Below are 17249 nucleotides of genomic sequence, written 5' to 3' on the forward strand. Positions count from 1 at the left end.
CTTTCATCGCTCGTACCTCTCGGCTGCCAGCGTGGTCACTTATTCGCAACCGCCCACCGTGCGTTCTCTACACCCCTCACCGTTGCACCCGCGTGAGACTCTTAGACGGACCTGACGATCCACTCACGATCGCCAGGCAGTGCAATTTCGGACAAGACCAACTCGCCAAAGTCAACGACCTTGTCGAAGAAGACCACAACAAAGCCGACCAAGAAACAGGACGACCAGCCTTCTACGACAACGCTATCCCAACCGAATACAACCACTCGATAGGAATCAGAAAAGGCCCCATGAAATAGCAAGCAAAGTGTTCGACCGACGACACGCCGACCGGACACACTTTTTGCTACTTAACCCTCTTTTTGCGCTATAGGTCAAGGCTCTGCATGGTTCAACTTGTGCGATCCCCGAGCACAACAACGGTCCCGACACGGTGAGGGTGTGGCGGGGGAGGTGTGATACCCAAAGTTGCTAGTTGTCTAGCCACTAATCAAAACTGGCCAAGTTGGGCGTGGTGTGGCCGCTCATCGCCTCTGCCGGGGTCACCACACCGGGCCGCGGTTACGGCGCCGGCTCACGCCCAGTGCACAATGTTGCCGGCCCGTGAACCCCGACCTGGGGAAAGTGAAAAATGTCGCACCCGCCGGCGAACATTTTTCACCGCACCCCGCCAGCGCACCACCCCAGGACCCAACCCCTACCCCCTGGGGTACACACCGTCCTCCCCGAGTCGCGCCGCGGGATCGAGAAGCAGGGCGATCTCCCCGTCATGGGCGTTGCCCTCGTGGAAGCGGCGGTTCTCCACCTGGGTAAACAGCGCGCGGCGGCCCACCATGCCGGCCTCCAACCAGCCCGCACCTGCGCGCAGGCGCGCCGTCGCCCGCGAGCGCCACTCCGAAACCGACGCACCGGAGGCGGCCAGGGCCGCCTCGAACACGCCCGGGTGGGCCAGGACCACCAGCGCGCCGACGTGCCCGAAGCCCAGGGAGGTCAGCGCGGCGGCCTTCACCGTCCCCTTGCCCAGGGCCAGGGGGGAGCGCAGCCACACCAGGTTTGTCGCCTTCTCGCCCACCAGCGGGTCGACGCAGTCCAGGGAGGCGTTGGCGGGGACGGTGCCACTGGACAGGACGTCGATAAGCCCGCCGACCTGGAAGAGCGCGGCGCCTGCCTTGGAGTGGCCGGTGAGCGTCTTCTGGGAGATGACGTACATCGGCGCGCGCTCGTCGCGACCGATCGCCGGCCAGAGCAGCGAGTGCAGCTCGGACTCGTTCGGGTCGTTGGCGTTGGTGGAGGTGTCGTGCTTGGACAACACGGTGACGTCGTCAGCCGTCAAGCCGAGCGACGCCAGCGAGCGCGCCAGGCGCGACGACGTCCCGCCGCGCGCGGCGGCGAGCACGCCCAGCCCGGGCGCCGGGATGGAGGTGTGCGCTCCGTCGCCGAAGGAGGAGGCGTAGGCGATCACCGCGTAGACCGGCAAGCCCAGTTCAGCCGCCACGGAGCCGCGCGCCACCAGGACTGTTCCGCCACCCTCCGCCTCGAGGAAGCCGCCGCGGCGCCGGTCGTTGGCGCGGGAGATGAAGCGGTCGGCGATACCCTTGGCGCGCATGGTGGCGGTTTCCGCCGTGGCGTTCATGTCGCCGAAGCCCTGCAGGGATTCGACCTGGACGTCGTCAATGCCGCCGGCGACGACGAAGTCGGCCTTGCCCACGGCGATCTTGTCCACGGCCTCCTCGATGGACACGGCGGCGGTGGCGCAGGCGCCGACCGGGTGGATCATCGAGCCGTACCCGCCGACGAGCGACTGCATCGTGTGCGCCGCAACCACGTTCGGCAGCGCCTCCTGCAGGATGTCGCTCTGCCGCTCGTGGCCGAGCAGGCGCGAGACGAACACCTTGTGCAGCGACTCCATGCCCCCGATGCCGGTGCCCTGCGTCGAGGCGACGTCGGCCGGGTGAATGGCCCGCATCAGCTCGGCCGGGGTAAAGCCTGCGGTGACGAAGGCGTCGACGGCGGTGACCAGGTTCCACACCGCGATGCGGTCCATGTTGTCGATCATCTGCGCCGGAATGCCCCAGGCCGCGGGGTCGAAATCGTCCGGCATCTGCCCGGCGACGGTGCGGGTGAGCGTCGCCTTGCGCGGCAGCGCCGCCTTCGCGCCCGCGAGCCGCGTCACGGTCCACTCGCCGTCGACGTTGCGCACCACCGTCTTGGCGGGGTCGGCGGCCTCGTAGTCGCGCGCCTCAGCCTCGTCGGCCACCGCGAAGGTGACGTCGCGGTCGAGGAAGACCTCCGCCAGGTCGATGGAGCCCAAGTCGGTGAGGAAGTACTTGTCGGTCAGCTCGCGCACGCCGGCGCGGGCGACAACCTCGTCGCGGAAGCGCTCGTAGATGTCTTCCTCGGCGATCGCGGCGCCGTCGGCGTCGTACCACCCCGGGTTCGGGTCCTCGGCCCAGCGCACGAGCCCGGTCATCCACGCGAGCTCGAGCACGCCGGCCGCGGTGAGATCCACGTCCCCGTCGCGCCGGATGCCGTACTCGGCTTCGCGGCGGGTGCGGCCCGACCCCCAGGAGGAGACCTCGCCGATGCCGCAGATGACGACCATGTCCTCGAGCGGGCAGGTCACCTCGCCCACCTCGACACCGTCCGGCTGGGCCGGGTTGGCCAGGTTCGGAAGCGCTTTGATCTTCTTTTCGCTTGTCGACGCCCCCTCGTCCGCGCCCCCGACCGCAGGCGCCTGCGCGCCCCGGGCCAGCTCCGCGATGGACACGCCGGCGTCAGCGAGGCCGCCGGTGAGGTCGAGATCCAGCGGCGCCTCGGCCGCCTTGTCCCGCGCCTCGGGCGTGGCCAGGGTGAGGATCTCGCGGGAGATCTCCTCCGGGCTCCACACGTGGATGCCCGCGTCCTCGGCGGCGGGGACCAGCGCGTCGTTGCCGCCCATGAGGTGCGTTCCCGCGACCCAGCCGATGCGCGCCTGGGCCAGGGTGACGCCGTCGGGCCAGCCGGTCTCGGCGGACCACTTGTTCACCACGGCGTCGAGTGCCGCCTTGACCTCCCCGTAGGCGCCGTCCCCGCCGAAGGTGCCGCGGTTGGGCGAGCCCGGCAGGACGACGTGGGTGCGCCGCATGGAATCGGACGCCTGCGCCAGCTCCGCGAGCCCGGCGATGGTGCGCTCGACCGACCAGAGCAGCAGGCGCGCCTGGGTCTCGGCGTTGCCGCCGACCTCCGCCAGGGAGCCGGAGACGCTCGGCGCGGCGAAGGGGAACGCCAGGGTGGGGATCAGCGCGGGCTTTATCACCCGCACGTCCTTGCCCACGGTTTCCTTCTGCTCCTCGCCCAGCCACGCGATAAGCGCGTCGATGTCGCGGTAGCTCGACAGGTTCGCGGGCACGAGCCACAGCGCGGCGCCGGCCACCGCGTGGTCGCGGTAGAGGGTGCGCGCGAACTCCTTGCGCGCCTGGCTGACGTTCGAGGCGGTCATGATCACCGTCGCGCCGCCGGCGAGCAGGCGCTCCACCAGCGCCGTCGCGATGGATCCGGGGGCGGCGCCCGTGACCAGGGCGATCTCGCCGGCATACTCGCCGGCGGCAGGCTCGGCGGCGGCCTGGGCGATCTCGGCGAGCGGGCCGGAGTAGCCGTGGTCGGCGTACCAGAGCGCCTGCTGCGCGACGGTCTCACCGGTGCCGCGGAAGCGCTCCACCGGGATGTCCGCCTCGCCCACGGCGACGCGGGCGAGGTCCTCGCGCGCCTGCGCCCAGCGGTCGTCGAAAAGCACGGCCTTGCGCGCGTCGAAGCGGGGGGTGACCTGGGAGATCCAGCCCGCGCCCAGCTCCGCCTCGACGGTCTCGAGGATGGTCGTGTCGGGGGCTTCGACCTCGGCGTGCTCGTCCTCGATGCCGAGCTTGGACAGCAGGGTCCGCGCGGTGGCGACCAGGGTGTCGGTCACCTCGTCGCGGTAGGCGTCCAGGGCGGCGGAATCGACCACCCCGCCGCCGGAAGCCGAGCCGGCCTGCGCCGGGTGGACGGTGATGCCGTGGCGGGCGGCGACGTTGGCGATGGCGGCGTCGATAAGCGCGGTGACCTCGGACTTCGAGTTCGCGGACGGGAGGGTGCCCAGGCTGCCGCCGCGCACCGACTCCTCCTGGCGGGTGCCCAGCAGGATCTCCGCCTCGACGTGGGGGACCCACGTGGTGGGCAGCGCCCAGGTGCCGGTGACGTGGTCGCCGACGTGCGCGGGCTTGAGCCCCGCCACGCCGAGGACCTGGCGCAGGCGGGCACCCACGGCCTCCGAGAGCACGGTGCCGAACGGCGTGTAGCCGGGCGCGGCGGTGGTCACGCGCTCGCGCAGCACGGCCACGTCCGACTCGGCGGCGCCGTCGATGGCGGGCACCCCCAGCTCGGCGGACATGTCCATGAGCAGCTGGTTGCGTCGAGACGACACGCCGCCGGTGAGCTCCTCGATCGTGTCGGAGCCGTTGATCTGCTCGACGCGGATCTTGTTCTGGAAGGCGAAGAGCACGTCGATCGCGTCGGCGGCGCTAAACGGCAGGTCGGGGGTGGGCGATCCGCCGGCCGGGGCCGGGGAGGGGGCTGCGGGCGCTGGCTCAGGCTGCTCCGTGGGCTCGTGCTCCGCGGGCTGCTCGGTTTCGGGCGCGGCGACGACGTCTGCGAGCATGACCGTGTCCTGGCTCGCCTCGACGTTGAGCACGGGGATGTGGTGCCCGATGACATCCATCTCGCGCTTGGCCAGGTTGGTCAGCGTCGGGGATGCCGCGAGGCCGACCTCGATGAGCTGATCCACGCGCCCGATGAGCAGATCCTGGGTCTCAATCCAGCGCACCGGGGAGGCGAACTGCCAGGCCAGGAGCTCGATGAGCAGGATGCGGGCGAGCTCGCCTGCCGGGGTGTTGTCCACCGTCACGCCGGTCAGGCGCTCGGAGGGGACCTCGCGTGCCACGGCGTCGATGAAGTCCTGGGTCAGCTCGAACGGGCGCGCCACCAGGTTGGGCACGTAGCGGTGCTCGAGGGTGGCCACGTCGATCTCGGCGGGCAGGAGCTCGTCGAGTTTGGCGGCGAAGGCGGGCACGCCGGAGCGCAGCACGCGGGAGTGGAAGGGGACGTCGATCCCCGGCACGGTGACGAATGCACGCTCGCGCACCCCGTTGGCGGCAGCCGCCAAGGCGGCGAGGCCGCGCTTCGTGCCGGCGATGGAGTACTGCTGGCCGGAGATGTTGTAGTTCACAATCTCCAGGAACTCGCCGGACTCCTCGGCGATGCCGTCCACGTACGCCTCGACCTCGTCGGGGGACACGCCGATCATGTTCGGCCGCAGCGCGCCCATGCCGTAGTCCGAGGTGCCCTCGGCGTCGCGCGGGACGAGCGAACCCATGGCGGAGCCGCGCGAGTAGACGATGTCGATCACGGCCTCGAGGTCGAAAATCCCGCCGAGTGACGCAAGCGCCGTGTACTCGCCGAGCGAATGCCCGGCGAACATCGCGCCGGTGGCCAGCGCGTTGGCGTCGCGCAGCCGCTCGGTCTGCGCGTAGGCCACCACAGCGAGCGCGACCTGGGTGAACTGGGTCAGGTGCAGCACCCCGTTCGGGTGCTTGAACGCGGTGCCGTGCACGGTGATCTCGGTCGGGTTGTCGTCCACGATGCGCTGGATGGAAAACCCGAGGTTGGCCCTGGTGTGGCGGTCGGCGCGGCGCCAGATTTCGCGGGCGGCGGGGCTCGCCTCGCGGTCGCCGGTGCCCATCCCCTCGGCCTGGACGCCCTGGCCCGGATAGATGTAGGCGGTGCGCGGCTGGGCGAGCAGCGCCTGGCCGCGCGAGACCACGTCGCCGCCGATGCGGCACGTCACCTCAAGCGCCGGGCGGATGCCCACGCGCCCGACGCGCTCGACGGTGATCTCCACGGTGTCGTCCAGCTGCACCATGCCGTACATGTTGTACGTCCAGCCGGTCACCTCCCCGTGGCGCCCGGCGACGTGCTGGGCGGTGGCCGAGAGCCACATGCCGTGCACCAGCGGGGCGTCAAGGCCCACCAGGCCCGAAGCGTTCGACGAGGTGTGGATCGGGTTGTAGTCGCCGGAGACCAACGCGAACGGTGTCATGTCGTGCGGGGCGGTGACCACCGCGCGGTCGACGAAGGAGCGCGGGGTGGCCTCCACCGCGTCCGCGTCCGGCCCGCCGCCGAACTGCGGGGCGGGTTCTGGCGGGGTGGTCGTGGTGGCGCGGCCGCGGATGGCGAAGCGGTGCATCTGGGTGGCCACAACCTCGCCGCCGGAGGAGAGCTCGAGTTCGACGGTGACGATGCGCCCGGCGGAGGACTCGTCGATGGCGCTGCAGCGCGAGGTGACGTCGATGGTGCGGCCGTCGGCAAGCTCGCGCAACGGCACGCGCAGGTCGATGAGGTGGTCGAGGTGAACGGCGTTGAGCAGGCCCTCGATGACGGGGAAGCCGTCCGGCAGCATGCCGGAGCCGAGCGCGGTGTAGATCGCCGGCCAGCAGGGGCCGACGAGCACGTCCGGGGTGCCCACCGCGACGTCCTCTCCCAGCGCCGCACCGGTCACGGCGGTGTGCGCGGCGAGCAGGGAGGCGGGGAAGGTGAACGAGGCGCGGGCGACGCCGTCGACAAGCGAGGGCATCTCGGTGATCGCGTCGCCTGCCTCGGAGACCGATCCCACGCCCGCCAGCCCCGCGAGGAGGTCGTAGACGGATGCGGGCAGGCGCTCGTCGGAGACGACGGGGGAGGCGCCGGTGGCGGCACCTTGGGGCAGGTCGATGGGGATGGTCACCTCGCGCACGTAGAACGGGCGCTGCTCCTCGGGCAGGTTGTCCCAGTAGGAGTCGGTGACGATGCGGATCGCCCAGCCGTCGGCCTCCTCGACGATCTCGAATGCGCCCTCGTCCATCGCGTAGGCGGGGTTGTCCATGAGGTGTCCGTGCCACACCATGGTCGGGGCCGCGCGCAGGTACTCCTCGACGCTGGTCGCATCCGCGAGGCGGGAGAACTGCTCGGTCGCGCCCACGCCCGCGGACGCAAGCGCGCGTGTCGACGCCTCCTCGAAGCGCCCCAACAGCTCAGCGACCGGCTCGTTCTTTGTCGTGATGCCGGCCACCGCGACGGGGCCCGGGATGATGCGCACCTGGTCCGCGGTGTAGCGCTCGTCCTGGGCTTGCCACAGGGTGTCCTTGCCAAACCACGTCTTCAGGTTGCCGTCGATGGCCGGCACCCACGGCATCGGCTTCGGGTAGGCGTGGTGCAGAGCGATCCACCAGGCGGCGTCGCGCGGGGAGACGTGTACCTCGCGCGCCGTCGGGTACGCCGCCAGCAGCTTCTCTACGCCCTCGCGGGCGTCGACACCTGCGGCAAAGAGCGACTCGATCTCGCCGTGGTCGGTCTCGCTCAGGCGCGACTCCACCCGCTGCAGCACCGCCAGGAAGCGCTCGTTCCACGAGGAGTCGACGAACGGGTAGGCCAGCTCGACGAAGCGTTCGACCCACTCGGCGTAGGTCATCGTCTCGATGTCGCCGAAGAACGGTTTGGAGGTCGCCCCCAGCGCGGCGATGATCTCGTCGCGGCGCTCGCCGTACTCGGCGATGTCCAGGCCGGTGATCAGCCGGGATGCCCGGGCGAACGCGTTGTCCAGGTCGTGGATATCCGCCAGCAGGTGGCTTTGCGACGACGCGACGCCGCTGCGCCCGGTGCCCCGCGCGACCCAGCCGCCGTTGTCATCGGGGCTCAGCCCCGCGGTGTGCACCAGCAGGTCCTTGACGGAGTCGGTGGCCTTGGCCTCCTTGGTTGCCATGGCGACGGTGCCGATGAACACGGCGTCCACGGGCATTGCCGGCAGACCCCAGCGCGTGGCCCACTCGCCGGTGATCAGCTCCGCGGCGCGCTCCGGGGAGTACACGCCGCCGCCGACGGTGAGGTAGGCATTGTCGTGGGCGCGCACCTCCGCGTAGGTGTCCGTGAGCAGGTCGTCCAAATCGACCCACGAGTGGTGGCCGCCGGCGTGGCCGTCTTCGACCATGAGGATGACGGGCACGTCCGGGTTGGCCTCCGCGATGCGCAGCACCGCGCGGACCTGGGTGGTCGTGCCCGGTTTGAAGGCGATGTAGGGGAAACCGTCGGCACGCAGCTGGGCGAGCAGCTCGGTGGCCTCCTCGACCTCGGGGATACCGGCGGAGATGCACACGCCGTTGAAAGGGACGCCGGCCGCGCGTGCCTTGGGCACCATGCGGGTCTGGCCGAACTGCAGGTTCCACAGGAACCGGTCGAAGAACATGGTGTTGAACTGGGCGGTGCGGCCCGGCTCGAGGTGCTCCACCAAGGTGTCCTTGTGGGCGTTAAACACCTCCTCGGAGTACATGCCGCCGCCGGCCAGCTCCGTCCAGTAGCCGGCGTTCGCGGCAGCCGCGACGATCTCCCCGTCGGCGGTGGTGGGGGTCATCCCGCCGAGGATGATGGGAGACAGGCCGGTCAGCGTGGAGAACCGGGTCTGGGTGTAGGTCAAGCCGTCGGGCAGGCGCACCAGCCGCGGCGCGAAGCGGGAGTAGTCGGCAGCGGTGGGGATTTCCGCGCCCGGCCGGGCGAGGTTGTCCCGGGCCGCGGCGGAGTCGGCGGTGATGACGGGCACGCCGGAGCCGACGACGAGCTTGGCGGTGATCCCCGCGACGGCCGAATCGAACGCGATGATGTGGGTGATCCCCTGCTCCAGCAGCGGCTGCACCTGAGCGGGGAAGTCGTGCTGGTCGTGCAGGATGGCGCCGGCGAGCTCACGCGGGGAGGTGGCCTCGAAGTCGATGCCGCAGCGCTGCGCCCACTCGGCGGCCAGGTCGACGGCGGCTGCATTGCCCGGATTGCCCGGATTGTGGAACGGGTACGCGACCGGCAGCTCGTCGAACTGGGGAGCCATCTCGGAGCCGCCGAACTCCGCCGCCTCCAGCTTGGCGTTGTACGCCGCCGCGGCCGCCTCGATCGCTGTGCGCGCCGCGGCGAGCTCGGCGGGTTCGCCGGACAGGACGATGTGGCGCGGGCCGTTGATCACGGCGGGGTCCGCACCCGTGATGCGCGCGAGCGTCTCGCGGTGCACGCCGCGCACGGACAGCATGCGCGAGCGCGTGTCACCGGAGCCGGCCGTGGCGGAGGCGGCCGCGCCCATGATGAACGCGAACGCGAGCGCGCCAACTGGGTCCGAGGCCGCGGCCACGCCGAGGCTGCCCTGGGAGTGGCCCACGAGCGCCGCGGAGTCCATGTCGAAACCGAGCCCGCGAAGCTGGTCCACCGCGGCGATCTGCGCCAGCACGATGCCCGGCACGGAGACGGCGGGCAGGCGGTCGGCGTCATCGGCCTCGGTGGGCGTGTCCGGGTCCATGATGGCGAGTAGGCGGTCCACCACGCCCGGCACGCTCGAGGCCAGGGGGCGGGCGACGGGGCCGGTGAGCGTCCGGGCGGCGTCGATAAGCTCGCGCAGGCGCTCGTAGGTTGCGGGGGAGGCGGCGGCGTCGGCGAGCGCGAGCTGCCAGGCGGTGCCCTGGCCCTGGAAGACGACGGCGGGTGTGCGCATGGATGACAGCGGGGTGAGATTCAGCATGGTGGTAGATGTTCCTTTTCGGCTTTAGAGGGGGATGTTGCCGTGCTTGCGGGCGGGCCGCGCCACGTTCTTGCCGCGCAGAAGGCGCAGGTTGGCGGCGATCGCGGTGCGGGTTTCCGACGGCACAATGACCGCGTCGATCAGCCCGCGCTCGGCGGCGTTGTAGGGGTTCAAGATGGTGTCTTCGTACTCGCGTTCGAACGAGGCGATGAGGTCCGCCAGCTCCTCGTCACCCATGCCGGAGTCGCGCGCCGCGGCGATCTCCTTGCGGTTGATGAAGCCGACGGCGCCGGCCGCCCCCATCACCGCGATCTGGGCGGTGGGCCACGCCAGGTTCACGTCCGCGCCCAGGCCCTTCGAACCCATCACGCAGTACGCGCCGCCGTAGGCCTTGCGCAGCGTGACCGTGATCTTCGGCACCGTCGCTTCCCCGTAGGCGTAGAGCAGCTTCGCGCCGTGGCGCAGGATGCCGTCGTGCTCTTGAGCGGCGCCGGGCAGGAACCCGGGGACGTCGACAAGCAGCACGAGGGGGACGTTGAAGGCGTCGCAGGTGCGCACGAACCGCGCGGCCTTGGCGGAGGAGTCGATGTCGAGGCAGCCGGCGAACACGCTCGGCTGGTTGGCCACGAAGCCGACGACCTCCCCCTCGATGCGCCCGAAAGCGACCACGACGTTCTCGGCGCGCTGCTCCATGATCTCCATGAACTCGCCGTCGTCGACGATTCGGCTGATCACCTCGCGCACGTCGTACGGCTGGTTCGCCGTGTCGGGTATGACGGCGTCGAGCTCGAGGTCGGTCTCGGTGATCTCGGTGTCCGGTTCGGCGTCCTCTGCCGGCGGGCGCTGGCGGCTGTTGCTGGGCAGGTACGAGATGAGGTCGCCCACCCAATCGAGCGCGTCGGCGTCGCTGGAGGCGACGTAGTGGCAGTTGCCGGCGTTGCCCATGTGCGTCCACGCGCCGCCGAGCTCCTCCTGCGTGATGTCCTCGCCGGTGACGGTCTTGATCACGTCTGGGCCGGTGACGAACATTTTCGACGTCTGGTCCACCATGACCACGAAATCGGTCAGGGCGGGAGAGTATGCGTTGCCGCCCGCGCACGCGCCCATGATGACGGAGATCTGCGGGACCACGCCCGAGGCCTTGACATTTTGGAAGAAGGTCGCCGCGATCCAGTCCAGCGACACGGCGCCGTCCTGGATGCGCGCGCCCGCGCCCTCGTACAGGCCAATGAGCGGGCGGCCGGTGGTCACGGCGAGCTCTTGGATGGCGACCATCTTCTCGCCGTATACCTCTCCGAGGGCGCCGCCGAAGACCGTCCCGTCCTGGGAGAAGACGCACACTTCCCGGCCGTCGACGGTGCCGAAGCCGGTGACGATGCCGTCGGTTAGCGGCCGCTTGGAGTACATGCCGAAGTCGTGCGTGCGGTGCCGGGCGAGCTGGCCCGTCTCCACGAAGGAGCCTTCGTCGAGCAGGTAGTCGAGGCGCTCGCGCGCCGTCATCCGGCCCGCGGCCCGGACCTTGTCGTGGGCGGCCTCGCCCATGGGGGTGAGCGAGGCTTTGCGGCGACGGAGGAGGTCGGCGATCTTGTCCGCCGTGGTGCGCGGTGTGTCCGCGAGGTCGTCTATTGGTTTGGAGGGCGAAAGCGTCATAGCCGGGAGGATAATCGCCTTCCGGCGCCGTTTTGCCGCGACTTACTGACCCGTAGGTTACGTTGAGGTAAGTTTTCGCGTCTATGCTGGGTATTCGCGTTATTGTGATTTTGAACACCCCGAAACCTGGGAAAGGAATGCGAGCAGGATGCACGTCGGCACAGATATCGTCCACATCCCCGCCTTGGGCGCGCAGCTGGCGACGCCGGGCTCCACCTTCGATCGGGTGTTCACGGAACGCGAGCTCCGCGACTGCGCCGCCAAGCCCCAGCGGGCGTCCTCGCTCGCCGCACGCTGGGCCGCCAAGGAGGCGTACGTGAAGGCGTGGTCGCAGTCGCTCTACGGCTCGCCGCCCGTGCTGGCGGAGGTGGACTTCCGGGACATCGAGGTGGTTTCGGATGCGTTCGGACGCGTGGCCATCGCCCTGCGCGGGGAGGTGGCCGCTGCCGGCCCGCCCGCGCAGTCTCTGTCGGTGTCCCATGACGGGGAGTACGCGGTGGCGGTGTGCGTGGTGGGCTGAGTGGGTACTGGAAAAGTTTCCAGTAGCGCCCGTCGACACGCAATATGCTTGGGTGTCATGACAGTCAAAGACATCCAACGCATCGCAGCCGAAGTCGTCGATTCGTGGCTCGACGTTTCCTGGGTCGAATCCGTCGGCTCCACCAACACGGAGCTCATGGCCACCGGCGCGCCGGGCAGCGTGCTCATCGCGGACGAGCAGACCGCGGGCAAGGGCCGAATGGGCCGAGAATGGGTCTCGCCGAAGGGTTCCGCTCTCGCGCTGAGCGCGCTTGTCGACGCCCCCGCGGACACCAACCTGGCCCTAGCGTCGCTCGCCGCGGGCCTCGCCATCACGGACATCATTCCCTCCGCCGAGCTGAAGTGGCCCAACGACGCTCTGCTCGGGGGCAAGAAGTTCGCCGGCATCCTGTCGGAGGCCGATTTATCGGGCGAGACGCCGCGGGTGGTCGTCGGCATCGGCATCAACGCGGCGTGGCGCGCCGAAGACCTGCCGGTTGAAGGCGCTACCTCGCTGAACCTCGAGGGCATCGACATCGACTTCGATGAGTTCACCATCGATCTGCTGCGCGCGCTGGCCATCCGCCTGGGGCAGTGGCGTGACGGCGCCCCCGAACTGCTGGAGGATTACCGCGCCGTGTGCTCCACCATCGGCCGCGAGGTGCGCCTCGAGCGTCAAGACGGAGCCGTGGAGGGCACCGTCGAGGGCGTCAACGACGCCGGCGAGATCATCATCGACGGGGCAGCGTACTCCGCCGGAGATGTGACGCATTTGCGCCCGACCAACTAACATCTGCGCCGTGGCAGACAAGCGAGGTGTGGCGTTGGCGGACGGGGAGGTCGTCCTCGCCGATACGACCAGCCCGTTGTCGAGCCTTGTTTTCCCCCTCCTCGAGGTTATCGTGATTACCGGCGTGTGCTGGATGGCTGCCGGCTGGATGGACGCCAACGGCGTCGGCCCGCTCGCGCGCAACCTGGTCATCGCGGTGTGGGCGGTGGTCGCGGTGACGCGTTTCCTCTGGCCGCTGGCGGTCTCGCGCCGGCGCCGCTTCGTGGTCACGGACCGCCGGGTGCTGGCGCGCAGCCGCCGCGGGGCGGTCGACTCCATCCCGTTCGGCCAGATCCATTCCGTGCGGCGCGACCACGGCGGGATCGCCATGGCGGTGTATGGCTACGAGCGCCCGCTGTATTTCCCGGAGGTGGGGCGCGCCCGTAAGGTGGAGAAGATCCTCAACGGCCAGCTGGCGCGGACGCGCCGTTTCTGACCTGTCCGCACTCAGACTACAGTGGGTGGGCGTGAGAGACGCTTACGGAATGCCCATTGTCGCCGTCATCGGTGACGGCCAGCTCGCCCGCATGATGCACACCGAGGCGATCGAGCTCGGCCTCAACCCCCGGGTGCTCGCCGGCAGCGTGGACGCCTCGGCGGCGCAGGTGTTCGGCGACGTGCGCATCGGCGACTACCGCGACCTCGCCGACCTCGAGGCGATCGCCTCCGGCGCGTCGGCGGTCACCTTCGACCACGAGCACGTCCCCAACGAGCATCTGCAGGCGCTTATCGACGCCGGCGTGGCCGTCGAACCCCGCCCCGAAGCCCTCCTCTACGCGCAGGACAAGTTGGCGCAGCGCACCCGGGTGAGCGAGCTGGGCGCCCCCGTGCCCCGCTTCGCCGGCATCGCGAGCGTCGCCGACGCCTCCCGTTTCTACGACGACGTCGGCGGCGCCGGTGGCGCCGGCGGCGGGGTGTGCCTGAAGGCCACGCGCGGCGGGTACGACGGCCACGGCGTGTGGTTCCCCGCCACGCGCGAGGAGTTCGAGCAGCTCGTGGAGGAGTTGCTCGCCGAGGACGTGCCGCTGTACGCGGAGGAGAAGGTGCCGTTTAAGCGTGAGCTGTCCGCGATGGTGGCGCGCAACCGCTCCGGCGATGTGGTGGCGTGGCCGGTTGTGGAGTCCCGCCAGGACGGCGGCATCTGCCGCGTGGCCATCTCGCCCGCGCCGGGCCTCGAACCGGGGCTGCAGGATGAGTGCCGCGAGCTCGCGGTCCGTATCGCCCGCGAGCTCGACGTCACCGGCGTGCTGGCGGTCGAGCTGTTCCAGACCGCCGACAACAAGATCGTGGTCAACGAGCTCGCGATGCGCCCGCACAACACCGGGCACTGGACGCAGGACGGCTGCGTGACCTCCCAGTTCGAGCAGCACCTGCGCGCTGTTCTCGACTGGCCGCTGGGCTCGGCCGAGCCGACCGCCGCCTACACCGTCATGGTCAACACTCTCGGCGGTGAGAGCGAGCCGGACATGCCGATGGAGCAGCGCGTGAGCGAGGTGATGCGGCGCTACCCGCAGGCCAAGATCCACCTCTACGGCAAGAGCTACCGCCCGGGTCGCAAGATGGGCCACGTCAACGTTTCCGGCGACTCTCTGGAGCAGACTCTCGAGGTGGCGGAGGACGCCGCCCACTTCATCGTCAACGCAGAATGGAAGTAAACATGCAGCCTCTCGTGGGTCTCATCATGGGTTCGGACTCCGACTGGGACACCGTCGCCCCGGCGGCGGAGGTCCTCGCCGAATTCTCCATTCCCTTCGAAGTCGGCGTCGTCTCCGCGCACCGCACCCCGGAGAAAATGCTGGCCTACGCGAAAGGCGCGCACGGCCGGGGGCTGAAGGTCATCATCGCCTGTGCCGGGGGAGCGGCTCACCTCCCGGGCATGGTCGCCGCCGCGACCCCGCTGCCAGTGATCGGCGTGCCGCGTGCGCTAAAGGATCTCGACGGCCTGGATTCGCTCCTGTCCATCGTGCAGATGCCGGGCGGGGTACCCGTGGCCACCGTCTCCATCGGCGGGGCGAAGAACGCCGGGCTGCTGGCGGCGCGCATCATCGGCGCGGCCGATCCGGCGGTGTTGGACCGGATGGCCGCCTACCAGGCGGAGATGGCCGCGGAGGTCGAGCGCAAGGACGAGGCCCTGCGCGCTCGGCTGATGGGTGAGTAGGGACCCGATCGTCGTCCTCGGCGCCCGCATCATCGGCGAGCGCCCCTCCCGCATGCTCGAGGCGCGGCTGCGCCTTGCCCTGGAGATCTGGCGCAAGGACCCGTCTTCCCAGCTGGTGGTCACCGGCTTCGGGGAGGCGGGGGTGATGGCCGCGTGGCTCGAGGCGCGCGGAGTGCCGCGGCAGGCGATCACGCTGGAGACGCGCGCCCGCTCCACGAACGAGAACTTGGAGAACTCCCGGGCGCTGTTTCCCGACGCATCACGTCTCGTAGTGGTGACCAACGGTTTCCACGTTCTGCGCACGCGGGTGTGGGCGTGGCACCTGGGCATCGCCGTCGACGTCGCCGGCGCCGAGACGCCCCGCTCGTCTCGCCTGCGCAACTACGCGCGGGAAATCGTCGCGCTCCCTCACTCCGTGGCGCGCGTTGCGTGGCGACGGCTCGTGCGACGCTTCCCCCTAAACCCGGAACGGTCAACTTGAGGCAAGTTTAGGCGGAATACGGCCATGTTGAGTGTTGTGAGTTGAGGCGGAAGCGGGGAGGGGGCGTAGGGGGCGGGGCGTTAGTGGCCGCGGCGCCAGTGGAGCCAGCGGCGCGTCAGCCAGAGCGTCGATAAGCAGAGTGCCCCGGCGAGCAACCCCGGCCAGATGGCGGGGGTGGGCCGGAACAGGTTGAGCACGGCCTGGACCAGCGAGACGAATGCGAAGAACCCGACGAAACCGATCAGGGTCTGGCACAGAAGGTCGCGGCGCACTAGCCCTTGACACCGCCGGCGGTCAGGCCCGAGACGATGCGGCGCTGGAACACGAGCACCATGATGATCAGCGGCACCGTGACCAGGGAACCGGCGGCCATGATCGACGCGTAGGGGTACTCGAACGCGCTGGGCCCCGAGAAACGCGCGATGGCCACGGTGACCGGCTCGGTCGCGGTCGTGGAAAGCTGGCGGGCCAGCATGAACTCGTTCCAGGTGGTGATGAACGCCAGGATCGCGGTGGTGAAAATCGCCGGCGCCGCCAAGGGCAGAAGTACGAGGCGGAAAGCCTGGCCGCGAGAGGCGCCGTCGACACGCGCGGCCTGCTCGAGCTCCCACGGCAGCTGCTGGAAAAACGAGATGAGGGTGTAGATGGTAAGCGGCAGGGCGAAGGAGATGTTCGGGATGATCATGGCGCGGTAGGTGCCAATCCAGTCGAGGTCGCCGAACAGCTGGAAGAGGGGGGTGACCAGGGCGATGCCCGGGAACATCGACGCGGCCAGGATGATGCCGGTGACGATGCCCTTGCCGGGGAAGTCCAGGCGCGCGATCGCGTAGGCGGTGAACACTCCCACGGCCACCGCGATGGCGGTGGTGGACAGCGAGATGATCAGGGAGTTGCCGATCGCGCCCAGGAAGTCATTTCCCTTGTCGGTGGCTAGGGCGTCGCGGAAGTTTTGCAGCGTGACGTGCGTGGGCCAGGGCGTGGTGTCGAAGGTGTGCGCGCTGTCGCGCAGCGCGGTAATCAGCATCCAGTAGAACGGGGCGAGGCCCCAGAACATGATGAAGATTACGCCCAGGTAGTGGCCGAGTTTGTTCATCGCCTGAACCTCCGCTTCCTTTTTTCTCGCTCGACCTGGCCGACGTTGGCCCCCAAGAACCGGATCATGATGAAGGCGACGGCGAAGATGAGCAGGAATATCAAGGTCGACAGTGCCGAGGCGGAGTTGAAGTTGCCCTGGCGCATGTCCTCGACCACCAGCTGCGAGATCGTGGCGGTCGGGGAGTTGGACGAGCCCGAGATCATGATCACGGGCAGGTCGTACATCCGCAGCGCGTCCAAGGTGCGGAACAGCACCGCCACCATGAGCGCGGGGCGCACCAGCGGCAGGGTGATCCGGGTGAACTGCTGCCAGCGGGACGCGCCGTCGACACGCGCGGCCTCGTACACCTCGCGCGGGATCATCTGCAGGCCGGCGAGGATGAGCAGCGCCATGAACGGCGCCGTCTTCCACACGTCCGCGACGATGACGGCCGCGCGCGCGGCCCACGGGTCCGTCGTCCACGCGATGTCCGTCCCCAGCAGCGAGTTGACGATGCCGGCGGGGGCGAACATGAACTGCCACAGCTTGGCCGTCACCGCGGTGGGGATCGCCCACGGGATGAGGACTGCCGCGCGGATGAGCGCCCGCCCGCGGGATTCCGTGTTCATGATCAAAGCCATGATCATGCCCAACACGGTCTCCAGCAGCACCGTGACCACGGTAAAGAACAGTGTGATGCGCACGGCCGGCCAGAAGTCCGTGGACAGCACTCCGGGCGGGCACGTGCCGACGACCCCGGAAGGCGACATGCACCGGTTGGTGAGCCAGTACAGGTAATTTTCGAGCCCGGCGAAGCCGCCGTCGGTAAACACGCCGGTGGCCGGGTCGAGACGCCGGTTGCCCTGGAACGACAGGTAAATGGCGCGGATGATCGGGTAGCCGATCACCACCGCCAGCACGGCCATGGCCGGGGCGACGAGC

The 17249-nt window shown here is 69.6% G+C and carries 11 protein-coding genes and 1 pseudogene; 7 read left to right on the top strand and 5 right to left on the bottom strand.

From position 1 onward, the window contains the following. Positions 1–110: 110 nt before the first annotated feature. Positions 111–299 (top strand): annotated as a pseudogene (locus BLS40_RS10140) (IS1249 family transposase); the annotation flags it as partial. 398 nt (positions 300–697) lie between these two features. Here the strand turns inward: BLS40_RS10140 and BLS40_RS10145 are convergent. After that, positions 698–9595, bottom strand: a complete 8898-nt coding sequence (locus BLS40_RS10145) for a type I polyketide synthase (RefSeq protein ID WP_092151791.1) — start codon at positions 9593–9595, stop codon at positions 698–700. Positions 9596–9619: 24 nt separating this feature from the next. Further along, on the bottom strand, positions 9620–11245 hold the full coding sequence (locus BLS40_RS10150) for an acyl-CoA carboxylase subunit beta (RefSeq protein WP_092151793.1): 1626 nt from the start codon (positions 11243–11245) through the stop codon (positions 9620–9622). 148 nt (positions 11246–11393) lie between these two features. On the opposite strand from BLS40_RS10150, the gene acpS reads away from it, so the two are divergent. Genes acpS through BLS40_RS10180 form a run of 6 tightly spaced genes read left to right on the top strand, consistent with a single transcriptional unit; the run spans position 11394 to position 15232 of the window. Continuing rightward, positions 11394–11765: a holo-ACP synthase AcpS gene (gene acpS, locus BLS40_RS10155; protein ID WP_092151795.1), complete on the top strand. Its 372-nt coding sequence runs from the start codon at positions 11394–11396 to the stop codon at positions 11763–11765. A gap of 57 nt (positions 11766–11822) precedes the next feature. Continuing rightward, complete coding sequence (locus BLS40_RS10160; RefSeq protein WP_092151797.1) at positions 11823–12554, top strand: biotin--[acetyl-CoA-carboxylase] ligase; 732 nt, start codon at positions 11823–11825, stop codon at positions 12552–12554. 10 nt (positions 12555–12564) lie between these two features. Then, positions 12565–13029, top strand: a complete 465-nt coding sequence (locus tag BLS40_RS10165) for a hypothetical protein (protein WP_092151800.1) — start codon at positions 12565–12567, stop codon at positions 13027–13029. Positions 13030–13078: 49 nt separating this feature from the next. Next, complete coding sequence (locus tag BLS40_RS10170) at positions 13079–14248, top strand: 5-(carboxyamino)imidazole ribonucleotide synthase (protein WP_092151802.1); 1170 nt, start codon at positions 13079–13081, stop codon at positions 14246–14248. Positions 14249–14250: 2 nt separating this feature from the next. Beyond that, the gene (purE, locus tag BLS40_RS10175; protein ID WP_092151804.1) at positions 14251–14751 is read left to right on the top strand and encodes a 5-(carboxyamino)imidazole ribonucleotide mutase; all 501 of its coding nucleotides are present in this window, start codon (positions 14251–14253) and stop codon (positions 14749–14751) included. After that, entirely contained in the window at positions 14744–15232 is a 489-nt protein-coding gene (locus BLS40_RS10180; protein ID WP_092151806.1) for a YdcF family protein, read from the top strand. Before purE ends, BLS40_RS10180 begins: the two co-directional genes overlap by 8 nt. 80 nt (positions 15233–15312) lie before the next feature. On the opposite strand, the gene BLS40_RS10185 is transcribed toward BLS40_RS10180, so the two are convergent. Genes BLS40_RS10185 through BLS40_RS10195 form a run of 3 tightly spaced genes read right to left on the bottom strand, consistent with a single transcriptional unit; the run spans position 15313 to position 17233 of the window. Next, the gene (locus BLS40_RS10185) at positions 15313–15504 is read right to left on the bottom strand and encodes a hypothetical protein (RefSeq protein ID WP_092151808.1); all 192 of its coding nucleotides are present in this window, start codon (positions 15502–15504) and stop codon (positions 15313–15315) included. Continuing rightward, on the bottom strand, positions 15504–16325 hold the full coding sequence (locus tag BLS40_RS10190) for a carbohydrate ABC transporter permease (RefSeq protein WP_092151810.1): 822 nt from the start codon (positions 16323–16325) through the stop codon (positions 15504–15506). Before BLS40_RS10190 ends, BLS40_RS10185 begins: the two co-directional genes overlap by 1 nt. Further along, on the bottom strand, positions 16322–17233 hold the full coding sequence (locus BLS40_RS10195; protein ID WP_092151812.1) for a carbohydrate ABC transporter permease: 912 nt from the start codon (positions 17231–17233) through the stop codon (positions 16322–16324). Before BLS40_RS10195 ends, BLS40_RS10190 begins: the two co-directional genes overlap by 4 nt. Positions 17234–17249 lie beyond the last annotated feature (16 nt).

This window comes from Corynebacterium mycetoides (assembly GCF_900103625.1).
In the GTDB taxonomy this organism is placed as follows: domain Bacteria; phylum Actinomycetota; class Actinomycetes; order Mycobacteriales; family Mycobacteriaceae; genus Corynebacterium; species Corynebacterium mycetoides.

Excerpts from the sequence above, each read along its gene's own strand:
- BLS40_RS10145 (WP_092151791.1), bottom strand. The coding sequence starts at position 9,595 with ATGCTGAATCTCACCCCGCTGTCATCCATGCGCACACCCGCCGTCGTC.
- BLS40_RS10150 (WP_092151793.1), bottom strand. The coding sequence starts at position 11,245 with ATGACGCTTTCGCCCTCCAAACCAATAGACGACCTCGCGGACACACCG.
- acpS (WP_092151795.1), top strand. The coding sequence starts at position 11,394 with ATGCACGTCGGCACAGATATCGTCCACATCCCCGCCTTGGGCGCGCAG.
- BLS40_RS10160 (WP_092151797.1), top strand. The coding sequence starts at position 11,823 with ATGACAGTCAAAGACATCCAACGCATCGCAGCCGAAGTCGTCGATTCG.
- BLS40_RS10170 (WP_092151802.1), top strand. The coding sequence starts at position 13,079 with ATGCCCATTGTCGCCGTCATCGGTGACGGCCAGCTCGCCCGCATGATG.
- purE (WP_092151804.1), top strand. The coding sequence starts at position 14,251 with ATGCAGCCTCTCGTGGGTCTCATCATGGGTTCGGACTCCGACTGGGAC.
- BLS40_RS10190 (WP_092151810.1), bottom strand. The coding sequence starts at position 16,325 with ATGAACAAACTCGGCCACTACCTGGGCGTAATCTTCATCATGTTCTGG.
- BLS40_RS10195 (WP_092151812.1), bottom strand. The coding sequence starts at position 17,233 with ATGGCCGTGCTGGCGGTGGTGATCGGCTACCCGATCATCCGCGCCATT.